The following is a 15,774-nucleotide window of genomic DNA, read 5'->3' as shown; positions in this document are numbered from 1 at the left end:
GCGGCCTGGGCGGCCTTGGTGGCGGCGTCGGCGGTCAGGTGGGTGGTCGAGGTGGTGGTGTTGCCCCTGACGTTCGCCACCGCCGCGGCCGGGGCGGCGTCGGGCGTGGTGTCGGAGGCGCCGGCGGCCACGGTGCCGAAGGTGCCGAGCGCGACGGCGGCGAGGGCGGCGCCGCCGGTGGCGAGACGGGCGCGGCGGGAGAGGGTCTTCTTCATGGTCGTCTGCTCCTCGGTTCGGGTGGTGGGGCCGGGCGGCCGGCGCCGTCCGCTCCGCTGAGCCGGGGCGCCGCCGTCCTTCCTCGTCCACCCTCCGCCCGGAACAGGCGCCCGCCGGTCGGCGGACCGGCTGCTCCCGGGGACCGCGACGGGTGACGGCGGGGTCAGCCGATCGGACGACCCCGCGACCGCCCGCGGCGGACACAATGGGAGGGGCCCGCGCGAACCGGCGCGGACCCGCGCGTACGCCACCGGGGCCGACGGTCCCCGGAACGGCCCCGGCACGGAAGGGAGGCGCGCGGATGCCGAAGCCGTACGACCCGGACACCCGGTGGCTGGGCGGCGTGCTGCACGTGGCGTTCTTCCTGCTGCTCGGCGGCGCCCTGGCCCGCTTCCTGCTGCGCCATCCCGGCGAGCCCCGCACCCCCTGGATCGTCGCCCTGTCCGTCACCCTCGCCGTGCTGCACCTGCTGGGCCCGGCCGCGGGCGGCGGGGCCGACGGACCCGTCCGGTTCCGGGCGGCCTGGATACGCCCCGCCTGGCTGGCGCTGGTCGTCGTGGTGTGGGTGGTGCTGGTGGTGCTCGCGCCCAGCTTCTCCTGGTGCGCGGTCCCCCTCTTCTACACCGGTCTGCGCACCCTGCCCGCGCGGGCCGCCCTCGGGCTGGTCGCGGTGCTGACCCTCTGCGTCGTCGCCGCCCAGCTCCGGCTCGCCGGGAGCTTCGACCCCAACCTGCTGCTCGCCCCGCCCGCCGTCGCCGCCATCGCCGCCGCGGTCTTCCTGCACACCGAGCGCCAGGCGGCCCGGCAGCGCGCCCTCATCGACGACCTGATCCGCACCCGTCGCGAACTGGCCGTCTCCGAGCGCCGCGCGGGCACCCTCACCGAGCGCCAGCGGCTCTCCATGGAGATCCACGACACCCTCGCCCAGGGGCTCTCCAGCCAGCGGATGCTGCTCCAGGCGGCCGACCGGGTCTGGGACACCGACCCGGACAAGGCGCGCACCCATGTGCGGGGCGCGGCCTCCGTCGCCGAGCACAACCTCACCGAGGCCCGCCGCTTCGTGCACGACCTCGCCCCCGCCGACCTCGCCCGGGGCGGCGGCCTGGCGGCGGCGCTGCGCACCCTGGCCGAGCGGGAGTCCGGCGAGCACCTCACCGTGCGGGTCCATGTCGACGACGGCGGCGACCGCGCCCCGCTGCTGCCCGGCCGGGTCCAGTCGGCGCTGCTGCGCGTCGCCCAGGGCGCGCTGGCCAACGTCCGCGAGCACGCGGGGGCGACCACGGCCGCGCTCACCCTGACCCTCCTCGACGACCAGGCCGTCCTGGACGTCACCGACGACGGCCACGGCTTCGACCCGGCCGCGCCGTCCGGCGGCCCGGTGGGGGTGCGGGGGCACGGACTGCCCGCCATGCGCGCCCGGCTGGGCCAGCTCGGCGGCACCCTCACCGTCGAGTCCGCGCCCGGCGAGGGCACGGTCCTGTCCGCCGCCGTCCCCCTGGAGGCACCCCGATGACCGAACCGGCCGTCCCCGCGAACCCCCCGGCCGGCGCCGGGGACCCGGTGCGCATCCTGGTCTGCGACGACCACGCCGTCGTCCGCGCCGGACTGCTCGCGCTGCTCGACAGCGCCCCCGGCATCGAGGTCGTCGGCGAGGCCGGCACCGGCGAGGAGGCGCTCGCGCTGGCCGCGCGGCTGGCGCCGGACGTGGTGCTGATGGACCTTCAGCTCGGCGCGGGCATCGACGGGGTGGAGACCACCCGCCGTCTCACGGCCGGGTCCGCCGGTCCGGTGCCCCACGTCCTGGTGCTGACCACGTACGACACCGACGCCGACATCACCCGGGCCGTCGAGGCGGGGGCGACCGGCTATCTGCTCAAGGCCGAGCGCCCCGACGAGCTGTTCGCCGCCATCCGGGCCGCCGCGCAGGGCCGCACGGCGCTGTCCGGGCCGGTCGCCGGGCGGGTGATGGCCAGCCTGCGCAGCCCCCGGCCCACCCTCACCGACCGCGAGGGCGACATCCTGGCGCAGCTCTCCCGGGGCCTGGGCAACCGGGAGATCGCCCGCGCGCTGTTCATCAGCGAGGCCACCGTGAAGACCCATCTGCGCCGCATCTACGACAAGCTCGGCGTCGACACCCGCGCGGGCGCCGTCGCGGTGGCGAAGGAGCGCCGGCTGCTGCCGTAGCCGCGCGCCCGGCCGTGCCGGGGCCGACCACCGGGGCGCCGGGGGTGCCGGGGGTGCCGGGGTGCGGAGATGCCGGGGCGCGGGATCAACGGGGCCCGGGGCGTCGGGGGCGCCGAGCGGCGTGTCCGCCGCCATCGCCGTGGGCACCGCCGCCCGCATCCGCGATCCGCCCCCTCCGCACCCGTACGCGAAGGCGCCCGGACCACGCGAAGGCGCCCGGACCACGCGAAGGCGCCCGGACCACGCGAAGGCGCCCGGACCACGCGGAGGCGCCCGGGTACGCGAAGGGGCCCCGGCGCTGCCGGGGCCCCTCGTGCCGCGCCGTGCCCCCGCCGGTCGGCGGCGGCACGGCGGCGGAGGACGTCAGACGTTGACGCCGAAGTCCTGGGCGATGCCCGTCAGGCCCGAGGCGTAGCCCTGGCCGACGGCGCGGAACTTCCACTCGGCGCCGTTGCGGTACAGCTCGCCGAAGACCATGGCGGTCTCGGTGGCCGCGTCCTCGGACAGGTCGTAGCGGGCGATCTCGGCGCCGCCGGCCTGGTTGACGATGCGGATGTACGCGTTGCGCACCTGGCCGAAGTTCTGCGAGCGGTTCTCGGCGTCGTAGATCGAGACCGGGAAGACGATCTTGTCGACGTCGGCCGGAAGGGCGGCCAGGTTGACGTTGATCGACTCGTCGTCGCCCGCGCCCTCGCCGGTGCGGTTGTCACCGGTGTGGACGATGGTGTTGTCCGGCGTCTGCTTGTTGTTGAAGAAGACGAAGTGGGCGTCGGAGTAGACCTTGCCCTCCGGGTTGACCGCGATGGCGGACGCGTCGAGGTCGAAGTCGGTGCCGGTGGTGGTGCGGACGTCCCAGCCGAGGCCCACGGTGACTGCGGTCAGGCCCGGAGCCTCCTTGGTGAGCGAGACGTTGCCACCCTTGGACAGGCTTACAGCCATTGTTCGGGAGTCCCTTCCCTCGTTTACTTACGGCAAGCAAGGTACAGCTACCCCCCACAACGACAGGAGGGGTGCCGTCGGTTCCGGCTCCCTTTACTTTCTTTACCGGCGTTATCCGGGTGACGCGCGGGGCCGGGAGCGGGACCATGGGGGCATGTCCGCTCCCCACGTCATCAGAGGCTCCGTCGTCCTTCCCGAGGCCGAGCTGGTCTGGCGCTTCTCGCGGTCGTCGGGTCCCGGCGGACAGCACGTCAACACCAGCGACACCCGGGTGGAGCTGAGCTTCGACCTGGGGCGCACCGAGGCGCTGCCCGAGGTGTGGAAGCGGCGGGCGCTGGAGCGGCTGGCGGGGCGGCTCACCGACGGTGTGGTCACCGTACGGGCCGCGGAGCACCGCTCGCAGTGGCGCAACCGCGAGGCCGCGGCGGTCCGGCTGACCGCCCTGCTGGCCGAGGCCACCGCGCCGCCCCCGAAGCCCCGCCGTCCGACCCGCGTGCCGCGCGGGATCAACGAGCGCCGGCTGCGGGAGAAGAAGCAGCGCTCCCAGACCAAGCGCGGCCGCTCACCGGGCGGTTGGGACTAGCACACCCCGGCGGCCCGGGTGCTCCCGGTGCCTCGGGCGGTCCCCGTACTCCGGTGATCCGGCACCCGGGTCCCGCGCCGTCACCCCGTCAGGTCCCGCACCCCCACCGTCTCGCCCCCGCTGGTCTCCCCGGTGGGGCGGAAGCCCAGGCCCAGGTAGAAGCCCTCGGGGCCGTGCGGGCCCGGGTGCCAGGTGACGTACTGCCCGCTGCCGCCCCGGCGGCGGATCTCGTCGGCCACCGACTCGACGGCGAACCGCCCGTACCCCTTGCCCTGCTCCTCGGCCGCGATGTTCAGCCGCCACAGGCCGGAGCGGCGCGGGGGGCCGTCACCGGCCCAGTCGATGTCGAGGAAGGCCATCACGAAGCCCACCGGGCGGTCCCCGTCGAGGATCAGGCGCGGCCAGGCGACACCGGGGCGGACGTACGCCTCGGCCAGGGACTTCACCACGGGGTCCACCGCGAACTCCTGCTCGGGCCGGACCCGCAGGCCGATCGCGGCGTCGAGGTTGCGCGGGGTGATCACTTCCAGCCGGGGCGCGGCGGCGGTCGTCATGGACGCACGGTAGACCGGTGCCGCCCCGGCGGGCGAGGCGGTTCTCCCGGCGGCCGGGTCCGGGGCGGGCCGGGCACCCGCGGCCGGGCCGTCGGCCGCGGCACGCCGTCCGCCGCGCCGGGCCGTGTCCTCGGGCCGCTCCCGCAGGCCGCCCTCCCGGGCCCGCTCCCTCGGGCCCCGGGCCCGCCGGGTCAGCCCAGGTGCCGGTAGCGCCCCCGGAAGTACATCAGCGGGCCGCCCTCCACGCTCGGCGCCCGGGCGGTCAGCACCCGGCCGATGACCAGGGTGTGGTCCCCGGCCGGCACGCGCCGCTCGGTGCGGCACTCCAGGGTGGCCAGGGCCCCGCCGACCAGGAGGGCGCCGCTGGCCGCGCCGCGCGAGCAGTCGAGGTCGGCGAAGAGGAGGCGGTCGCTGACCCGGCCCTTCATCGAGAAGCGGCCCGCGATCTGCCGCTGGCTCTCGGCCAGCACGGAGACCGCCCACAGGGGCTGCTCGTCGAGCAGGTCGTCCATCCGCGAGCCCGTGCGCAGGCTGACCAGGACCAGCGGCGGATCGAGGGAGACCGACAGGAAGGCCGTCGCCGTCATCCCCGCGTCCTCGCCGGCCGGCGCCCCGGGGTCGTCGGGGTCGAGCGGCGGCTCCTGCGCGGTCACCAGGACCACGCCCGAGGACAGCCGGGACATGGCGGCACGGAACTCGTCGTTGCTCACCCCCTCAGGATGCCCGGGGGACGTGGGGGAGGTCGGGGAAGCGGTGTTCAGCACGCCGCCACGCTAGTGGCCGCCCCGCGCGGCCCGCATCGGGCCCCGGGCCGATCCGGGACCTAGGACCACGGACGGACGGGAGCGGCGCGCGGCGGCGGGACACGCCCGGGCGCGCGGGAGGCCGGAAGTGGAGGGCGTCACACTTTGCGTTCAGGAACGGTCCGGGAAAAACGCAGAAAGTGCAGGCAATTGTTCACGTATCGCTGTGACTTGAGTCACAAGGCGAACTATTTGTTGACCCTGTGTACCGAGTGGGGAGCGCGCTGTGATTCAGTGGCGGGGAGGCTGCGAGGGCACCATGGAACGGGCGCCCGGGACAACCCTTGATTCGCTGCGAGGTCTCGGGGGGAGGGCGAGCATGGAGACCGAGTCGGAGCCCTACGTCCGTCTTGCGTCCCTGCGGCAACTGCACCAGGCCATGGCCGACATGAACACGGCCCGCAGTCTGGCGGACACCCTGCAGACCGTCGCCGACGGCGTCGTGCGCGCCCTCGGCTACGAGCTGGCGTGCGTCAACATGGTCCGCCCCGACGGCGATCTGGTGGTCGCCGCCTTCGCGGGCAACCAGGCCGCCGAGGCGCTGATCACGGGCCGGGTCGGCTCCCGTGCCTCCTGGGAGCGCCGGCTCGGCATGGGCGAGCAGTGGGGCGACCTGATCTTCATATCCCACACCGAGGGCTGGGTCCTCGACGACGACGACGTCCCGCAGTGGTACACCGAGGGGCCCGAGCCGCGCTTCGAGGACGAGTGGCACCCCTCGGACCGCCTCTTCGCCCCCATGTACGCGCCCCGGCCGCAGGGCGGCGGCACCAGCGGCGAGCTGATCGGCGTCCTCTCCGTGGACCGCCCGCGCAACGGCCGCCGCCCCGGCGCCTGGGGGCGCGAGGCTTTGCAGATGTACGCGTTCCAGGCCGCCATCGCGGTCAGCAACGCGCGGCTGCGCTCCAACATGCAGCGCGCCCTGGTCCGTCTGGAGCGCGAGCAGCAGGCGCTGCGGGCCAGCGAGGAGAGCTTCCGGCAGGCCTTCGAGTACGCCCCCTCCGGCATGGCCATCGCGGAGATGGGCGGCGACCAGCACGGCCGCATCCTGCGCACCAACGACGCGCTGTGCCGGCTCCTGGGACGCCAGGCGTCCACGATGCGCCGCTACTCCTTCTCCGACCTCGTCCACCCCGAGGACATCGGCACCCTGCTGCGCACCTCCGCCGAGGGCGGCCGGGCCGAACTGCGCCTGGGGCGGCGGGACGGCACCTATGTCTGGGTCTCGCTGCGCAACAGCGTCGTCGCCGACGCCGCCGACGGGCCCCGCTTCCTGCTCACCCACGTAGAGGACATAGAGGAGCGCAAGCGCCGCGAGCTCCAGCTCGCCCACCGCGCCTCCCACGACTCCCTGACCGGGCTGCCCAACTCCGCCGAGCTGCGCTCCCGCCTCGCCGCGCGGCTGTGCCAGCGGCCCCAGTCCACGCCCACCGAGGCCGTCGTCGACCAGCTGGACGCCGCCTACGGGCACCCCGTCCTCGACTCCGGCGGCCACACCTTCGACTTCGGGGCCGGTTTCGAGTCCGACCCGTACGGGGCCTGCGACCATCATGTGCACACCGTCGCCCCCGAGGACGGCCCGGAGGACGACGGGACCAAGGGGCTCGCGGTGCTCTTCTGCGACCTGGACGGCTTCAAGTCGATCAACGACCGGTTCGGGCACAACGCCGGGGACGCGGTCCTCATCGAGGTCGCCCGGCGGCTCGGCCGCGGCGTGCGGGACGGGGACACGGTGGCCCGGCTCGGCGGCGACGAGTTCGTGATCCTCGCGGACGGGCTCGGCCGGGCCGACGCGGCGGACCTCGCGGTGCGGCTGCGCAACGAGATCATCCAGCCCATCCGGGCCGAGGGGCGGGCCGTCCGGGTCGGCGCCAGCTTCGGCATCGGCTGGGCGCACTGCGGAATGACGGCGGACGAGGTGTTGAAATCCGCTGACGAGCGGATGTACGTCGAGAAACGATCTCGTCCCAAACAGCACCGCCGGGCCGGCTGAGCCGCAGGTCAGCGCCGAGCGGCCGCCGGAGCCACCCGATCGGGTCAGTGGGAGCAGGTAGGCTCGCCCTCTCACGATCCGTACCGCACATCAGCACAGCACCCGGTTAGGAGACCTAGGGATGACGCCCGGTAACAACGGCGCGAGCACGCCCGAGGACGACGATCCGTTCGGCTATCTGTACGCCGACGGGCAGGCCAACGGAGCCCAGCCGCCGTCGGGCGGCTACGGCTACCCGAACTCGGTCAACCGGGTGCGTCCCGTGGGCACACGGCAGTACGGTGCGCCGCAGGCGCAGGCCGCGCCCCAGCAGCAGGGCGCCTACGGGCAGCCCAGCTCCCACTACGCCGCGCCGGAGACCTACCCCGGCGGCGGCCAGGGCGCGGGCCCGCAGCAGCAGACCGGCCGCGCCGCGGGCGGGGGCGGCGGGCGCCGCGGGCCCAACACCAAGGGACTGCTGATCGGCGCGGTGGCCGTGGTCGCGGCGGTCGTCATCGGCATCGTCGTGGCGATGACCGGCAACGACACGAAGAAGAAGGACGACGAGGCGGCCCCGGCGCCCGCCCCGACCCGGACCGAGTCCACCGAGCCCTCCCCGAGCACCACGGAGAGCGGCCCCGTCGAGCCCGAGGCCGACCTCCCGGCCACCGACGCCATGGGCCTCCAGCTCTCGCCGGGCGTGACGACGGCGACGGACATAACGGGCGCGGAGTCCGACGGCGGCGCCTATGTCACCAACCTCAACCAGCCCGGGGCCACGGTCACCTGGACCGTCGACGGCATCCCCGAGGACGGCCCCTACACCCTGTTCGCCCGCTTCAGCGCCGCGGGCGAGGACCAGTCGATGACGCTCACCGTCAACGGCAAGCCCTTCGGCAGCAAGCTGAACCTGGGGAACTTCGCCCACGCCGAGGACGGCCAGTTCGACAAGGGGTGGACGGAGACCTACGCCTGGCCCACCCTCAACAAGGGCTCGAACACGATCTCGGTGTCCTGCCAGGACGGCGACAAGTGCGACGTCCTGCTGGACCGGATGTACCTGCGGAAGGGCCAGACGAAGCGCTGACCGGCGCGGTGCGCCCCGGTCAGGCGGCCTCCGCCGCCGGGGTGACCCGCACCCCCCCGGCCAGCAGCTCCTCGTACGCCCCCCGGTCGAAGTCCCCCGCCGTCGGGGAGAGCACCGTGGCGGTGGACAGGGCGACGGCCCGGACCAGGCGGTCCGGCCAGGGGAGGCCCTCGACCAGGCCGGACAGCAGCCCCGCGACCGCCGAGTCGCCCGCGCCCGTGGGGTTGCCGGGGACGTGGCCCGGGGGGACGGCGTGCCAGCGGCCCTGGGAGGTCTCCGCGAGCAGCCCCTCCGCGCCGAGCGAGGCGACCACGCCGAGGGCGCCGCGCCGCCGGGCGGCCCGCGCGGCCCGCGACGGCTCCTGGGAGCCGGTCAGCTCGGCCAGTTCACCGGCGTTCGGCTTGATCAGGTCGGGGCGCGCCGCCACTCCCCGGCGCAGTGCCTCGCCGCTGGTGTCCAGCAGCACCGGCACGCCCGCCGCCCGTGCGCCGCGCACCAGATGGGCGTAGGCGCCCACCGGGACCCCCGGCGGCAGACTGCCGCACAGGGCGACCGCCGAGGCGTCGCGCAGCAGCTCGCCGTAGGTCTCCAGGAGGGCGTTCCACTCGGCGGCGGAGACGGCCGGGCCGGGCTCGTTGAGCTGGGTGGTGTCGCCGGTGCGCTCGTCGACGACGGCGAGGGTGCGCCGGGTGGGCCCGGCGGCGGGCACCAGCGCGTCGGTCACCCCGGGCGTCCGGGCGAGCAGCTCCCGCACCACGCCCCCGGTGACGCCGCCCGCGAAGCCGGTGACGGTGGCGCGGTGGCCGAGCGCGGCCAGCACCCGGGCCACGTTGAGACCCTTGCCGCCCGGCCGCTCCGTGACCCCGGTGACCCGGTGGGAGGCGTGCGGGCGCAGCGCCGGTACGCGGTAGGTGATGTCGAGCGCGGTGTTGAGCGTGACGGTCAGGATCACCGGGCCGCCTCCCCGAATCGTGTGCATGCCGTGAACCCCCGGAGGGGCGTCCGGGGGTTCCGATCATGCCAAACGGACGGCGGTCGGCCCAGGGCCTTTGGTCCGCCCTCCGCGGCGCCCGGGAGCGGGGCGGTCCGGCCCGGCCCCCGCGTCCCGCGGCGGGACGCGGGGGCCGGGCCCCGGTCCGTGCCGGCGCGGGCCGTCACCGGGACCGGTCCGCGCGGGGGTCAGCCCCGGCCGGGCTCCACCACCCACTCGCCGTGCCGCATCACGCCCGCCACCTCGAACTCCGCGTCCAGGACGACGAGGTCGGCGTCCTTGCCGGGCTCCAGGGAGCCGATCCGGTCGGAGAGGCCCAGCAGCCGTGCCGGGTTGACGGAGAGCGCGGCGACCGCGTCCTGCACGGACAGCCCGTCCACCGTGACCGCCCGCTTGAAGGCGCGGTCCAGGGTGAGCGTGGAGCCCGCGATGGAACCGCCCTCCACCAGGCGGGCGACGCCGTCGGAGACCTCGACCGCCATCGGGCCGAGCATGTAGCGCCCGTCGCCGAAGCCGGCCGCGTCCATCGCGTCGGTGATGAAGGCGACCCGTCCGGCGCCCTTGTGGTGGAAGGCGAGCTGGAGCGCGGCCGGGTGCAGATGCGTCCCGTCGTTGATCAGCTCGACGGTGACCCGCTCGTCCTCCAGCAGGGCGGCGATGGGTCCCGGCGCCCGGTGGCCGAGCGGCGGCATGGCGTTGAACAGGTGCGTGGCGACCGTGGCGCCCGCGTCGACGGCCCGCACGGTCTGCTCGTAGGTCGCGTCGGTGTGCCCCACGGCGGCGATCACGCCGTGCTCGGCGAGCAGCCGCACCGAGTCCAGCCCGCCGGGCAGTTCGGCGGCCAGCGTCACCATCCGGGCGTGCCCGTGCGCGGCGTCGACCAGCTTGCGGACCTCCGCCGGGTCGGGGTCGCGCAGGAGCTGCTCGTCGTGGGCGCCCTTGCGGCACGGGGAGATGAACGGCCCCTCGAAGTGGACACCGGCGATCTCGCCCTGCTGGGACAGCTCCGCGAGCATCCCGGCCTGCCGGGCGAGGGCGTCGAGGTCACCGGTGACGAGCGAGGCGACCACCGTGGTGGTGCCGTGCAGCCGGTGGGTGCGGACGCCCTGGAGGACGTCCTCGGCGCTGCCGCCGGTGAAGGAGGCCCCGCCGCCGCCGTGGTTGTGGATGTCGATGAAGCCGGGGACCACCCAGTGCCCGGGCAGCTCAACGACCTCGGCCCCGGCGGGCGCCGTGTCCGCGATCCGCGTGCCGTCGACGACCACGCGGCCTTCGTCCACGATGCCGGTGGGCAGTACCACCCGGGCACCGGCGAGTACCTTGCTTGGAGCCATCAGATGGTTACCTCCGGGGGAGTCGTGGGCCCGGTGGTGGCAGCCCGGGAAGCGGTGGCACCGGCGTCGAGCAGGTCCCAGGCGAGCAGCCCGGCGCCCAGACAGCCGGCGGTGTCCCCCAGGGCCGCGGGGACGATGTCGGGGAGCTTCTGGAACGTCACGCGGCGGCCGACGGCCTCCCGCAGCGGTGTGAACAAGGTTTCCCCCGCCTCGGCGAGGCCGCCACCGATGATCAGCACTCGGGGGTCCAGCAGGGTGAGCGCGGTGACCAGGCCGTCGGCGAGCGCGTCCACCGCGTCCTGCCAGACCGCGACGGCCCGCGGGTCGCCGGACTCCACGGCCTTGGCGCAGTCGGCGGCGTCCGCCTCCGGGTCGCCGCACGCCTCGGCCCACGCCTGGCTGACCGCCGACGCGGACGCGAGCCGCTCCAGGCAGCCCCGCTGCCCGCAGGGGCAGGGCACCCCGCCGGGCCGCACGACGATGTGGCCGATCTCGCCCGCGAAGCCGTGCGCGCCCGCCTCCACGCGGCCGTTGATGCCGATGGCACCCGCGATGCCGGTGCCCAGCGGCACGAACAGGAAGCGGTCGGCGCCCCGGCCGGCGCCGATGCGGCCCTCCGCGAGCCCTCCGGCCCGCACGTCGTGGCCGAGGGCGACCGGGACCCCGCCGAGGCGCTCGCTGAGCAGCGCCCGCAGCGGCACGTCGCGCCAGTCGAGGTTGGCCGAGTAGGCGGCGATGCCGCGCTCCTCGTCGACGATTCCGGGAACGACGACGCCGGCCGCGACGGCGGGCTCGCCGAAGCGCCCGGCACCCTCGTCGCGCAGCTCGGCGGCGAAGTCGAGGATGGCCTCGATCACCGCCTCGGGTCCTCGGTCGCGTCCCGTCGCGAGGCGCGCCTGGTACAGCAGCTCGCCCCCCGGCCCGGCAAGGGCGGCTTTCATCCCGGTGCCGCCCACATCGAGGGCGATGACATGTCTCACGGAGACAGTGTGGCCCGTTGACCCGGGAGAGGTCTAGTCCACTTACGTGGTGTAGACCATAATCCCTTGCGGGAGCGGGCGCCCGGTGCGCGACCGCGGAACCACGAAAACGTCGACGGCAGGGCGGGGCAGAACGGTGCAGCGACGCAGGACGGCAATGATCGCGGCGGTGGCCGCACTGGCCTCGACGGCGCTCCTCGGGGGCTGTGGTCTGACCGGCGGTTCCGACGACGTGACCCTCGAACTCGTCGCCGCCGACTACGGCGACACCGAGGCCAGCAGCACCGAGCCGTACTGGAAGGACCTGGCCCGCGCCTACGAGGACGAACACCCCGGGGTCCGGATCAACGTGACCGTCCTGTCCTGGAACGACGTCGACCGCGAGGTCCGCGAGATGGTCGAGGCGGGCCGGGCCCCCGACATGGCCCAGATCGGCGCCTACGCCGACTACGCCGACGAGGGGCTGCTCTACCGGGCCGACGACCTGCTCTCCATACCCGTCCAGGCCAACTTCGTCTCCCAGCTCGCCAGCGCGGGCCAGGTCGACGGCGTGCAGTTCGGCCTCCCCTTCGCCGGCTCCACCCGCGTCCTCTTCTACAACCGGACCCTCTTCGAGGAGGCCGGCCTCACCCCGCCCAAGAGCTGGGACGACCTCGCCCGGGCCGCCGGGAAGCTCAGGGAACGGGGCGTCAAGTACCCCTACGCGCTCCCGCTCGGCCCCGAGGAGGCGCAGGCCGAGACGATGCAGTGGATGCTCAGCGGCGGCAGCGGCTACACCGACGGCCTCGGCGTCTACACCATCGACTCGCCCAGCAACGTCTCCACCTTCACCTGGCTGCGGGACGAACTGGTCGCCAAGGGCCTCACCGGCCCCGTCGCCCCCGGCGAGATGAACCGGGCCACCGCCTTCACCGCCTTCGCCAACGGCCAGGTCGGCATGCTCAACGGCCACCCCTCCCTCATGAAGATCGCGTCCAAGAAGGGCGTGAAGTACGGCATGGTCCCCACCCCCGGCATCGAGGGCGGGAACAAGAACACGCTCGGCGTGACCGACTGGATGACGGCCTTCAAGCAGAACGGCCACGCGGACCAGGTCGGCGACTTCCTCGACTTCGTCTACAACGACGAGAACGTCCTCGCCTTCTCCCGGAAGTACGACCTGCTGCCGGTCACCGCCTCCGCCTCGGAGACCATGGCCACCGCGGCCCAGGACAAGGACCTCCGGCCCTTCCTCGACGAACTGCAGCTCTCCGAGCTGTACCCGGCGGGCAAGACCTCCTGGGCCTCGGTCAGCGCCGACGTCAAGAAGCTCATCGGCCGGGCGGTCGTCGACGGCGGCGACCCCGCCCAGGTGCTCGGCGACCTCCAGCGCACCGCCACCCGCGCGGGCCGGGCCGACTGACCCCCGGCGGGACGGGGCCCGGCCGCCGCCGTCGGCGCCGGGCGCTACCGTGTCGTACATGGGACTGCGAGAACCCGACGAGCGCGAGCGCCGCATCCTCGCGCTGGAGCGCCGCGGCTTCCCCGGCCCCGGCGCCAAGGAACGCGCCGTCCGCGAGGAGCTGGGCCTGGCCCCGGTGCGCTACTACCAACTGCTCAACGCCCTGCTGGACGACCCCCGCGCCCTCGCCCACGACCCCGTGACCGTCAACCGGCTGCGCCGGGTGCGGGAGTCGCGCCGCGCCGAGCGCTGAGATTGCGCCGCGCCGCCGCGGGATAGGTTCGCGGGTATGGGAAGCCACCAGGACTCCACCCCCGAATCCCCCGACTCCCCGGACCCCCTGCCGGTCCCCGCGACCGCCGCCGGACGCGCGGGACTCGACGCGATCCTCGCCCGGCCCGGCCGCGCCGTGATCGCCCTCGACTTCGACGGCACCCTCGCCCCGATCGTGCCCGACCCCGACCTGGCCCGCGCCCACCCCGGCGCCGTGCCCGCCCTCGCCGCCCTCGCCCCGCACGTCGCCTCCGTCGCGATCGTCACCGGCCGCCCGGCCGGCACCGCCGTCCGCCACGGCGGCCTCGCGGACGTCCCCGGGCTCGACCGCCTGGTCGTCCTCGGCCACTACGGCGCCGAACGCTGGGACGCGGCCACCGGCACCGTCACCGCCCCGCCCCCGCACCCCGGCGTCGAGGCCGCCCGCGCGGACCTGCCGGGGCTGCTGGCCGGGGCCGGAGCGGGGGAGGGCACCCGGATCGAGGAGAAGGGCTATGCGCTGGCCGTCCACACCCGCCGCGCCGCCGACCCGCAGGGCGCCTTCGAGGCCCTGCGCGGACCCCTGGCGGAGCTGGCCCGGCGCCACGGGCTCCTCGTCGAACCGGGCCGCATGGTCCTGGAACTGCGCCCGCCCGGCATGGACAAGGGCGTCGCCCTGCGTGACCACGTCCGGGCGACCGGCGCGGGCTCCGTCCTCTACGCCGGTGACGACCTGGGGGACCTGCCCGCCTTCGCCGCCGTCGGGGCGCTGCGCGCCGAGGGCGTCCCCGGCCTCCTCGTCGCCAGCGCCAGCGCCGAGGTCACCGCCCTCACCGAGCGGGCCGACCTGACGGTCGACGGACCCTCCGGGGTGGTCGGCCTGCTGCGCGCCCTGACCGCCCGCCTGTCCCGCTGACACCCGGCCGCGGGGGTGCGTCCGCCGACGCCCCGCCGGGGGCGCCGCGGTGGCGTCACCCCCGCAGCGCCTCCACCTGTTCCAGGAACCACCGCGCCGGGGGCAGCGCCGTCGCCGCCGCGGCCAGCCGCCGGGAGCGCTCCGCCCGCTCCCCGTCCCCCACCGACAGCGCCTCGTGCAGCGCCTCCGCCGTCGCGGCCACGTCGTACGGGTTCACCCCCAGCGCGTCCGCGCCCAGCTCCTCGTACGCCCCCGCCTCGCGGGACAGCACCAGCACGCACCCCCGGTCGGAGACCACCGGCACCTCCTTCGCGACGAGGTTCATCCCGTCCCGGATCGGGTTGACCAGGGCCACGTCCGCCATCCGGTAGGCCGCCAGCGACCGCGCGAAGTCGTCCTTCACGTGCAGCACCACCGGCGTCCACCCGGGCGTCCCGAACTCCGCGTTGACCGCGTCCGCCACCCGCCGCACCTCGGCGGTGTACTCCCGGTACACGGCGAGGTCCTGGCGCGACGGATAGGCGAACGCCACGTGCACCACCCGCTCGCGCCACTCGGGCCGGTCCGCCAGCAGCCGCCGGTAGGCCAGCAGCCCCCGCACGATGTTCTTGGACAGCTCCGTCCGGTCCACCCGGACCACCGTCCGGCGGCCCTCGCCGATCTCCCCGCGCAGCGCCGCCATCCGCTCCTCGACGTCCGGCCGGTGCGCGCGCTCGCGCAGGAACTCCCCGTCCGCGCCCAGCCCGTGCACCCCGACGGCGGTGTCCCCGGTGCCGCCCACCAGCGCCTCGCAGCACCCGGTGAACGCGTCCGCCCAGCGCCGGGTCAGGAACCCCAGCCGGTCGGCGCCCAGCATCCCGCGCAGCAGCCGCTCCGCGATGTCGTCCGGCAGCATCCGGAAGTAGTCGGCCGGCGCCCACGGGGTGTGCGAGAAGTGGCCGATGCGCAGATCGGGCCGCAGCTCCCGGAGCATGCCGGGGACCAGCGCCAGGTGGTAGTCCTGCACGAGGACGACCGCGCCCTCGGCCGCCTCCTCGGCCAGCGCCCCGGCGAAGGTCCGGTTGTACGTCTCGTAGGAGGCCCACTGGCGGCGGAAACCGGTGTCGAAGACCGGCTCCAGCGGCGTCTGGTACAGCATGTGGTGGACGAACCACAGCACCGAGTTGGCGATCCCGTTGTACGCGTCCGCGTGCACGTCGGCCGGGACGTCCAGCATCCGCACGCCGTCCTCGCCGGCCCCGCGCCGCACCGCCTCGCGGTCGCCGTCGCCCATCGCGGAGCACACCCACAGCGCCCCCGCGTCCGGACCGATGGCCGACAGCCCGGAGACCAGCCCGCCGCCGCCGCGTCTGGCGCGCAGCGAGCCGTCCTCCCCCACCTCGTAGGAGACGGGCCCCCGGTTGGAGGCGACGAGTACCCGGGCAGCACCGAAGGTTGAGGCCATACGCCTCAACCTAGCCCGGCCCCGAAAACCTCAAACGTGCGCTCACTTCCCACCGGTGGTGATCCGGTCACCCGTTTC

Annotated in this window: 15 protein-coding genes and 1 pseudogene; 8 read left to right on the top strand and 8 right to left on the bottom strand. The window is 75.1% G+C overall.

Annotated features, from left to right (window positions below; translation table 11 throughout):
• Nucleotides 1-215, bottom strand: a pseudogene (locus ACZ7LB_RS23425) (heme-binding protein); the annotation flags it as partial.
• A gap of 302 nt (nt 216-517) precedes the next feature.
• On the opposite strand from ACZ7LB_RS23425, the gene ACZ7LB_RS23420 reads away from it, so the two are divergent.
• Both ACZ7LB_RS23420 and ACZ7LB_RS23415 read left to right on the top strand, forming a co-directional pair.
• A complete protein-coding gene (locus ACZ7LB_RS23420) occupies nt 518-1,729 on the top strand; it encodes a sensor histidine kinase (RefSeq protein ID WP_471470832.1) in 1,212 nt (403 codons plus the stop codon).
• Entirely contained in the window at nt 1,726-2,400 is a 675-nt protein-coding gene (locus tag ACZ7LB_RS23415) for a response regulator (RefSeq protein WP_471470831.1), read from the top strand. The genes ACZ7LB_RS23420 and ACZ7LB_RS23415 overlap by 4 nt, the downstream gene beginning before the upstream one ends.
• A 363-nt stretch (nt 2,401-2,763) precedes the next feature.
• On the opposite strand, the gene ACZ7LB_RS23410 is transcribed toward ACZ7LB_RS23415, so the two are convergent.
• The gene (locus tag ACZ7LB_RS23410; protein ID WP_471470829.1) at nt 2,764-3,339 is read right to left on the bottom strand and encodes a TerD family protein; all 576 of its coding nucleotides are present in this window, start codon (nt 3,337-3,339) and stop codon (nt 2,764-2,766) included.
• 154 nt (nt 3,340-3,493) lie between these two features.
• Here ACZ7LB_RS23410 and arfB point away from each other — a divergent pair, with 154 nt between their 5' ends.
• Complete coding sequence (arfB, locus tag ACZ7LB_RS23405; protein WP_471470827.1) at nt 3,494-3,922, top strand: alternative ribosome rescue aminoacyl-tRNA hydrolase ArfB; 429 nt, start codon at nt 3,494-3,496, stop codon at nt 3,920-3,922.
• A gap of 80 nt (nt 3,923-4,002) precedes the next feature.
• Here arfB and ACZ7LB_RS23400 read toward each other — a convergent pair whose 3' ends face one another.
• Nucleotides 4,003-4,476, bottom strand: coding sequence for a GNAT family N-acetyltransferase (locus ACZ7LB_RS23400; protein ID WP_471470826.1), 474 nt, complete (start codon nt 4,474-4,476; stop codon nt 4,003-4,005).
• Between the two features lie 191 nt (nt 4,477-4,667).
• Nucleotides 4,668-5,240, bottom strand: coding sequence for a flavin reductase family protein (locus ACZ7LB_RS23395; protein ID WP_471470824.1), 573 nt, complete (start codon nt 5,238-5,240; stop codon nt 4,668-4,670).
• Nucleotides 5,241-5,598: 358 nt separating this feature from the next.
• Here ACZ7LB_RS23395 and cdgB point away from each other — a divergent pair, with 358 nt between their 5' ends.
• Nucleotides 5,599-7,272 carry a diguanylate cyclase CdgB gene (cdgB, locus tag ACZ7LB_RS23390; RefSeq protein ID WP_265292835.1) on the top strand — a complete coding sequence of 558 codons (1,674 nt, stop codon included), beginning with the start codon at nt 5,599-5,601 and terminating at the stop codon, nt 7,270-7,272.
• 121 nt (nt 7,273-7,393) lie between these two features.
• Nucleotides 7,394-8,338, top strand: a complete 945-nt coding sequence (locus ACZ7LB_RS23385) for a carbohydrate-binding protein (RefSeq protein WP_471470823.1) — start codon at nt 7,394-7,396, stop codon at nt 8,336-8,338.
• Nucleotides 8,339-8,357: 19 nt separating this feature from the next.
• On the opposite strand, the gene ACZ7LB_RS23380 is transcribed toward ACZ7LB_RS23385, so the two are convergent.
• The 3 genes from ACZ7LB_RS23380 to ACZ7LB_RS23370 all read right to left on the bottom strand — a co-directional run bounded on the left by ACZ7LB_RS23380 (nt 8,358) and on the right by ACZ7LB_RS23370 (nt 11,643).
• Nucleotides 8,358-9,290: a 1-phosphofructokinase family hexose kinase gene (locus ACZ7LB_RS23380; RefSeq protein ID WP_471470822.1), complete on the bottom strand. Its 933-nt coding sequence runs from the start codon at nt 9,288-9,290 to the stop codon at nt 8,358-8,360.
• Nucleotides 9,291-9,517: 227 nt separating this feature from the next.
• Nucleotides 9,518-10,663 (bottom strand): N-acetylglucosamine-6-phosphate deacetylase, encoded by a 1,146-nt coding sequence (gene nagA, locus ACZ7LB_RS23375; RefSeq protein ID WP_471470821.1) that lies wholly within the window; start codon nt 10,661-10,663, stop codon nt 9,518-9,520.
• On the bottom strand, nt 10,663-11,643 hold the full coding sequence (locus ACZ7LB_RS23370) for an ROK family protein (RefSeq protein WP_471470820.1): 981 nt from the start codon (nt 11,641-11,643) through the stop codon (nt 10,663-10,665). Before ACZ7LB_RS23370 ends, nagA begins: the two co-directional genes overlap by 1 nt.
• A 136-nt stretch (nt 11,644-11,779) precedes the next feature.
• Between ACZ7LB_RS23370 and ACZ7LB_RS23365 the strand changes: the two genes are divergently transcribed.
• Genes ACZ7LB_RS23365 through otsB form a run of 3 tightly spaced genes read left to right on the top strand, consistent with a single transcriptional unit; the run spans nt 11,780 to nt 14,252 of the window.
• Entirely contained in the window at nt 11,780-13,045 is a 1,266-nt protein-coding gene (locus ACZ7LB_RS23365) for an ABC transporter substrate-binding protein (RefSeq protein WP_471470819.1), read from the top strand.
• A 58-nt stretch (nt 13,046-13,103) separates the two neighbouring features.
• Nucleotides 13,104-13,337, top strand: coding sequence for a DUF3263 domain-containing protein (locus tag ACZ7LB_RS23360; protein ID WP_471470817.1), 234 nt, complete (start codon nt 13,104-13,106; stop codon nt 13,335-13,337).
• 36 nt (nt 13,338-13,373) lie between these two features.
• Complete coding sequence (gene otsB / locus ACZ7LB_RS23355) at nt 13,374-14,252, top strand: trehalose-phosphatase (protein WP_471470816.1); 879 nt, start codon at nt 13,374-13,376, stop codon at nt 14,250-14,252.
• A gap of 55 nt (nt 14,253-14,307) precedes the next feature.
• On the opposite strand, the gene ACZ7LB_RS23350 is transcribed toward otsB, so the two are convergent.
• Nucleotides 14,308-15,696: an alpha,alpha-trehalose-phosphate synthase (UDP-forming) gene (locus ACZ7LB_RS23350; protein WP_471470815.1), complete on the bottom strand. Its 1,389-nt coding sequence runs from the start codon at nt 15,694-15,696 to the stop codon at nt 14,308-14,310.
• Nucleotides 15,697-15,774 lie beyond the last annotated feature (78 nt).

Source organism: Streptomyces sp. NPDC107521 (assembly GCF_055598485.1).
This window is presented reverse-complemented; position numbering and strand designations above follow the sequence as displayed.

Bases quoted from the DNA above. Each gene is read 5' to 3' on its own strand.
- otsB (WP_471470816.1), top strand. From the start codon at position 13,374: ATGGGAAGCCACCAGGACTCCACCCCCGAATCCCCCGACTCCCCGGAC.
- nagA (WP_471470821.1), bottom strand. From the start codon at position 10,663: ATGGCTCCAAGCAAGGTACTCGCCGGTGCCCGGGTGGTACTGCCCACC.
- arfB (WP_471470827.1), top strand. From the start codon at position 3,494: ATGTCCGCTCCCCACGTCATCAGAGGCTCCGTCGTCCTTCCCGAGGCC.
- cdgB (WP_265292835.1), top strand. From the start codon at position 5,599: ATGGAGACCGAGTCGGAGCCCTACGTCCGTCTTGCGTCCCTGCGGCAA.
- ACZ7LB_RS23410 (WP_471470829.1), bottom strand. From the start codon at position 3,339: ATGGCTGTAAGCCTGTCCAAGGGTGGCAACGTCTCGCTCACCAAGGAG.
- ACZ7LB_RS23350 (WP_471470815.1), bottom strand. From the start codon at position 15,696: ATGGCCTCAACCTTCGGTGCTGCCCGGGTACTCGTCGCCTCCAACCGG.
- ACZ7LB_RS23415 (WP_471470831.1), top strand. From the start codon at position 1,726: ATGACCGAACCGGCCGTCCCCGCGAACCCCCCGGCCGGCGCCGGGGAC.
- ACZ7LB_RS23360 (WP_471470817.1), top strand. From the start codon at position 13,104: ATGGGACTGCGAGAACCCGACGAGCGCGAGCGCCGCATCCTCGCGCTG.
- ACZ7LB_RS23420 (WP_471470832.1), top strand. From the start codon at position 518: ATGCCGAAGCCGTACGACCCGGACACCCGGTGGCTGGGCGGCGTGCTG.
- ACZ7LB_RS23385 (WP_471470823.1), top strand. From the start codon at position 7,394: ATGACGCCCGGTAACAACGGCGCGAGCACGCCCGAGGACGACGATCCG.
- ACZ7LB_RS23400 (WP_471470826.1), bottom strand. From the start codon at position 4,476: ATGACGACCGCCGCCGCGCCCCGGCTGGAAGTGATCACCCCGCGCAAC.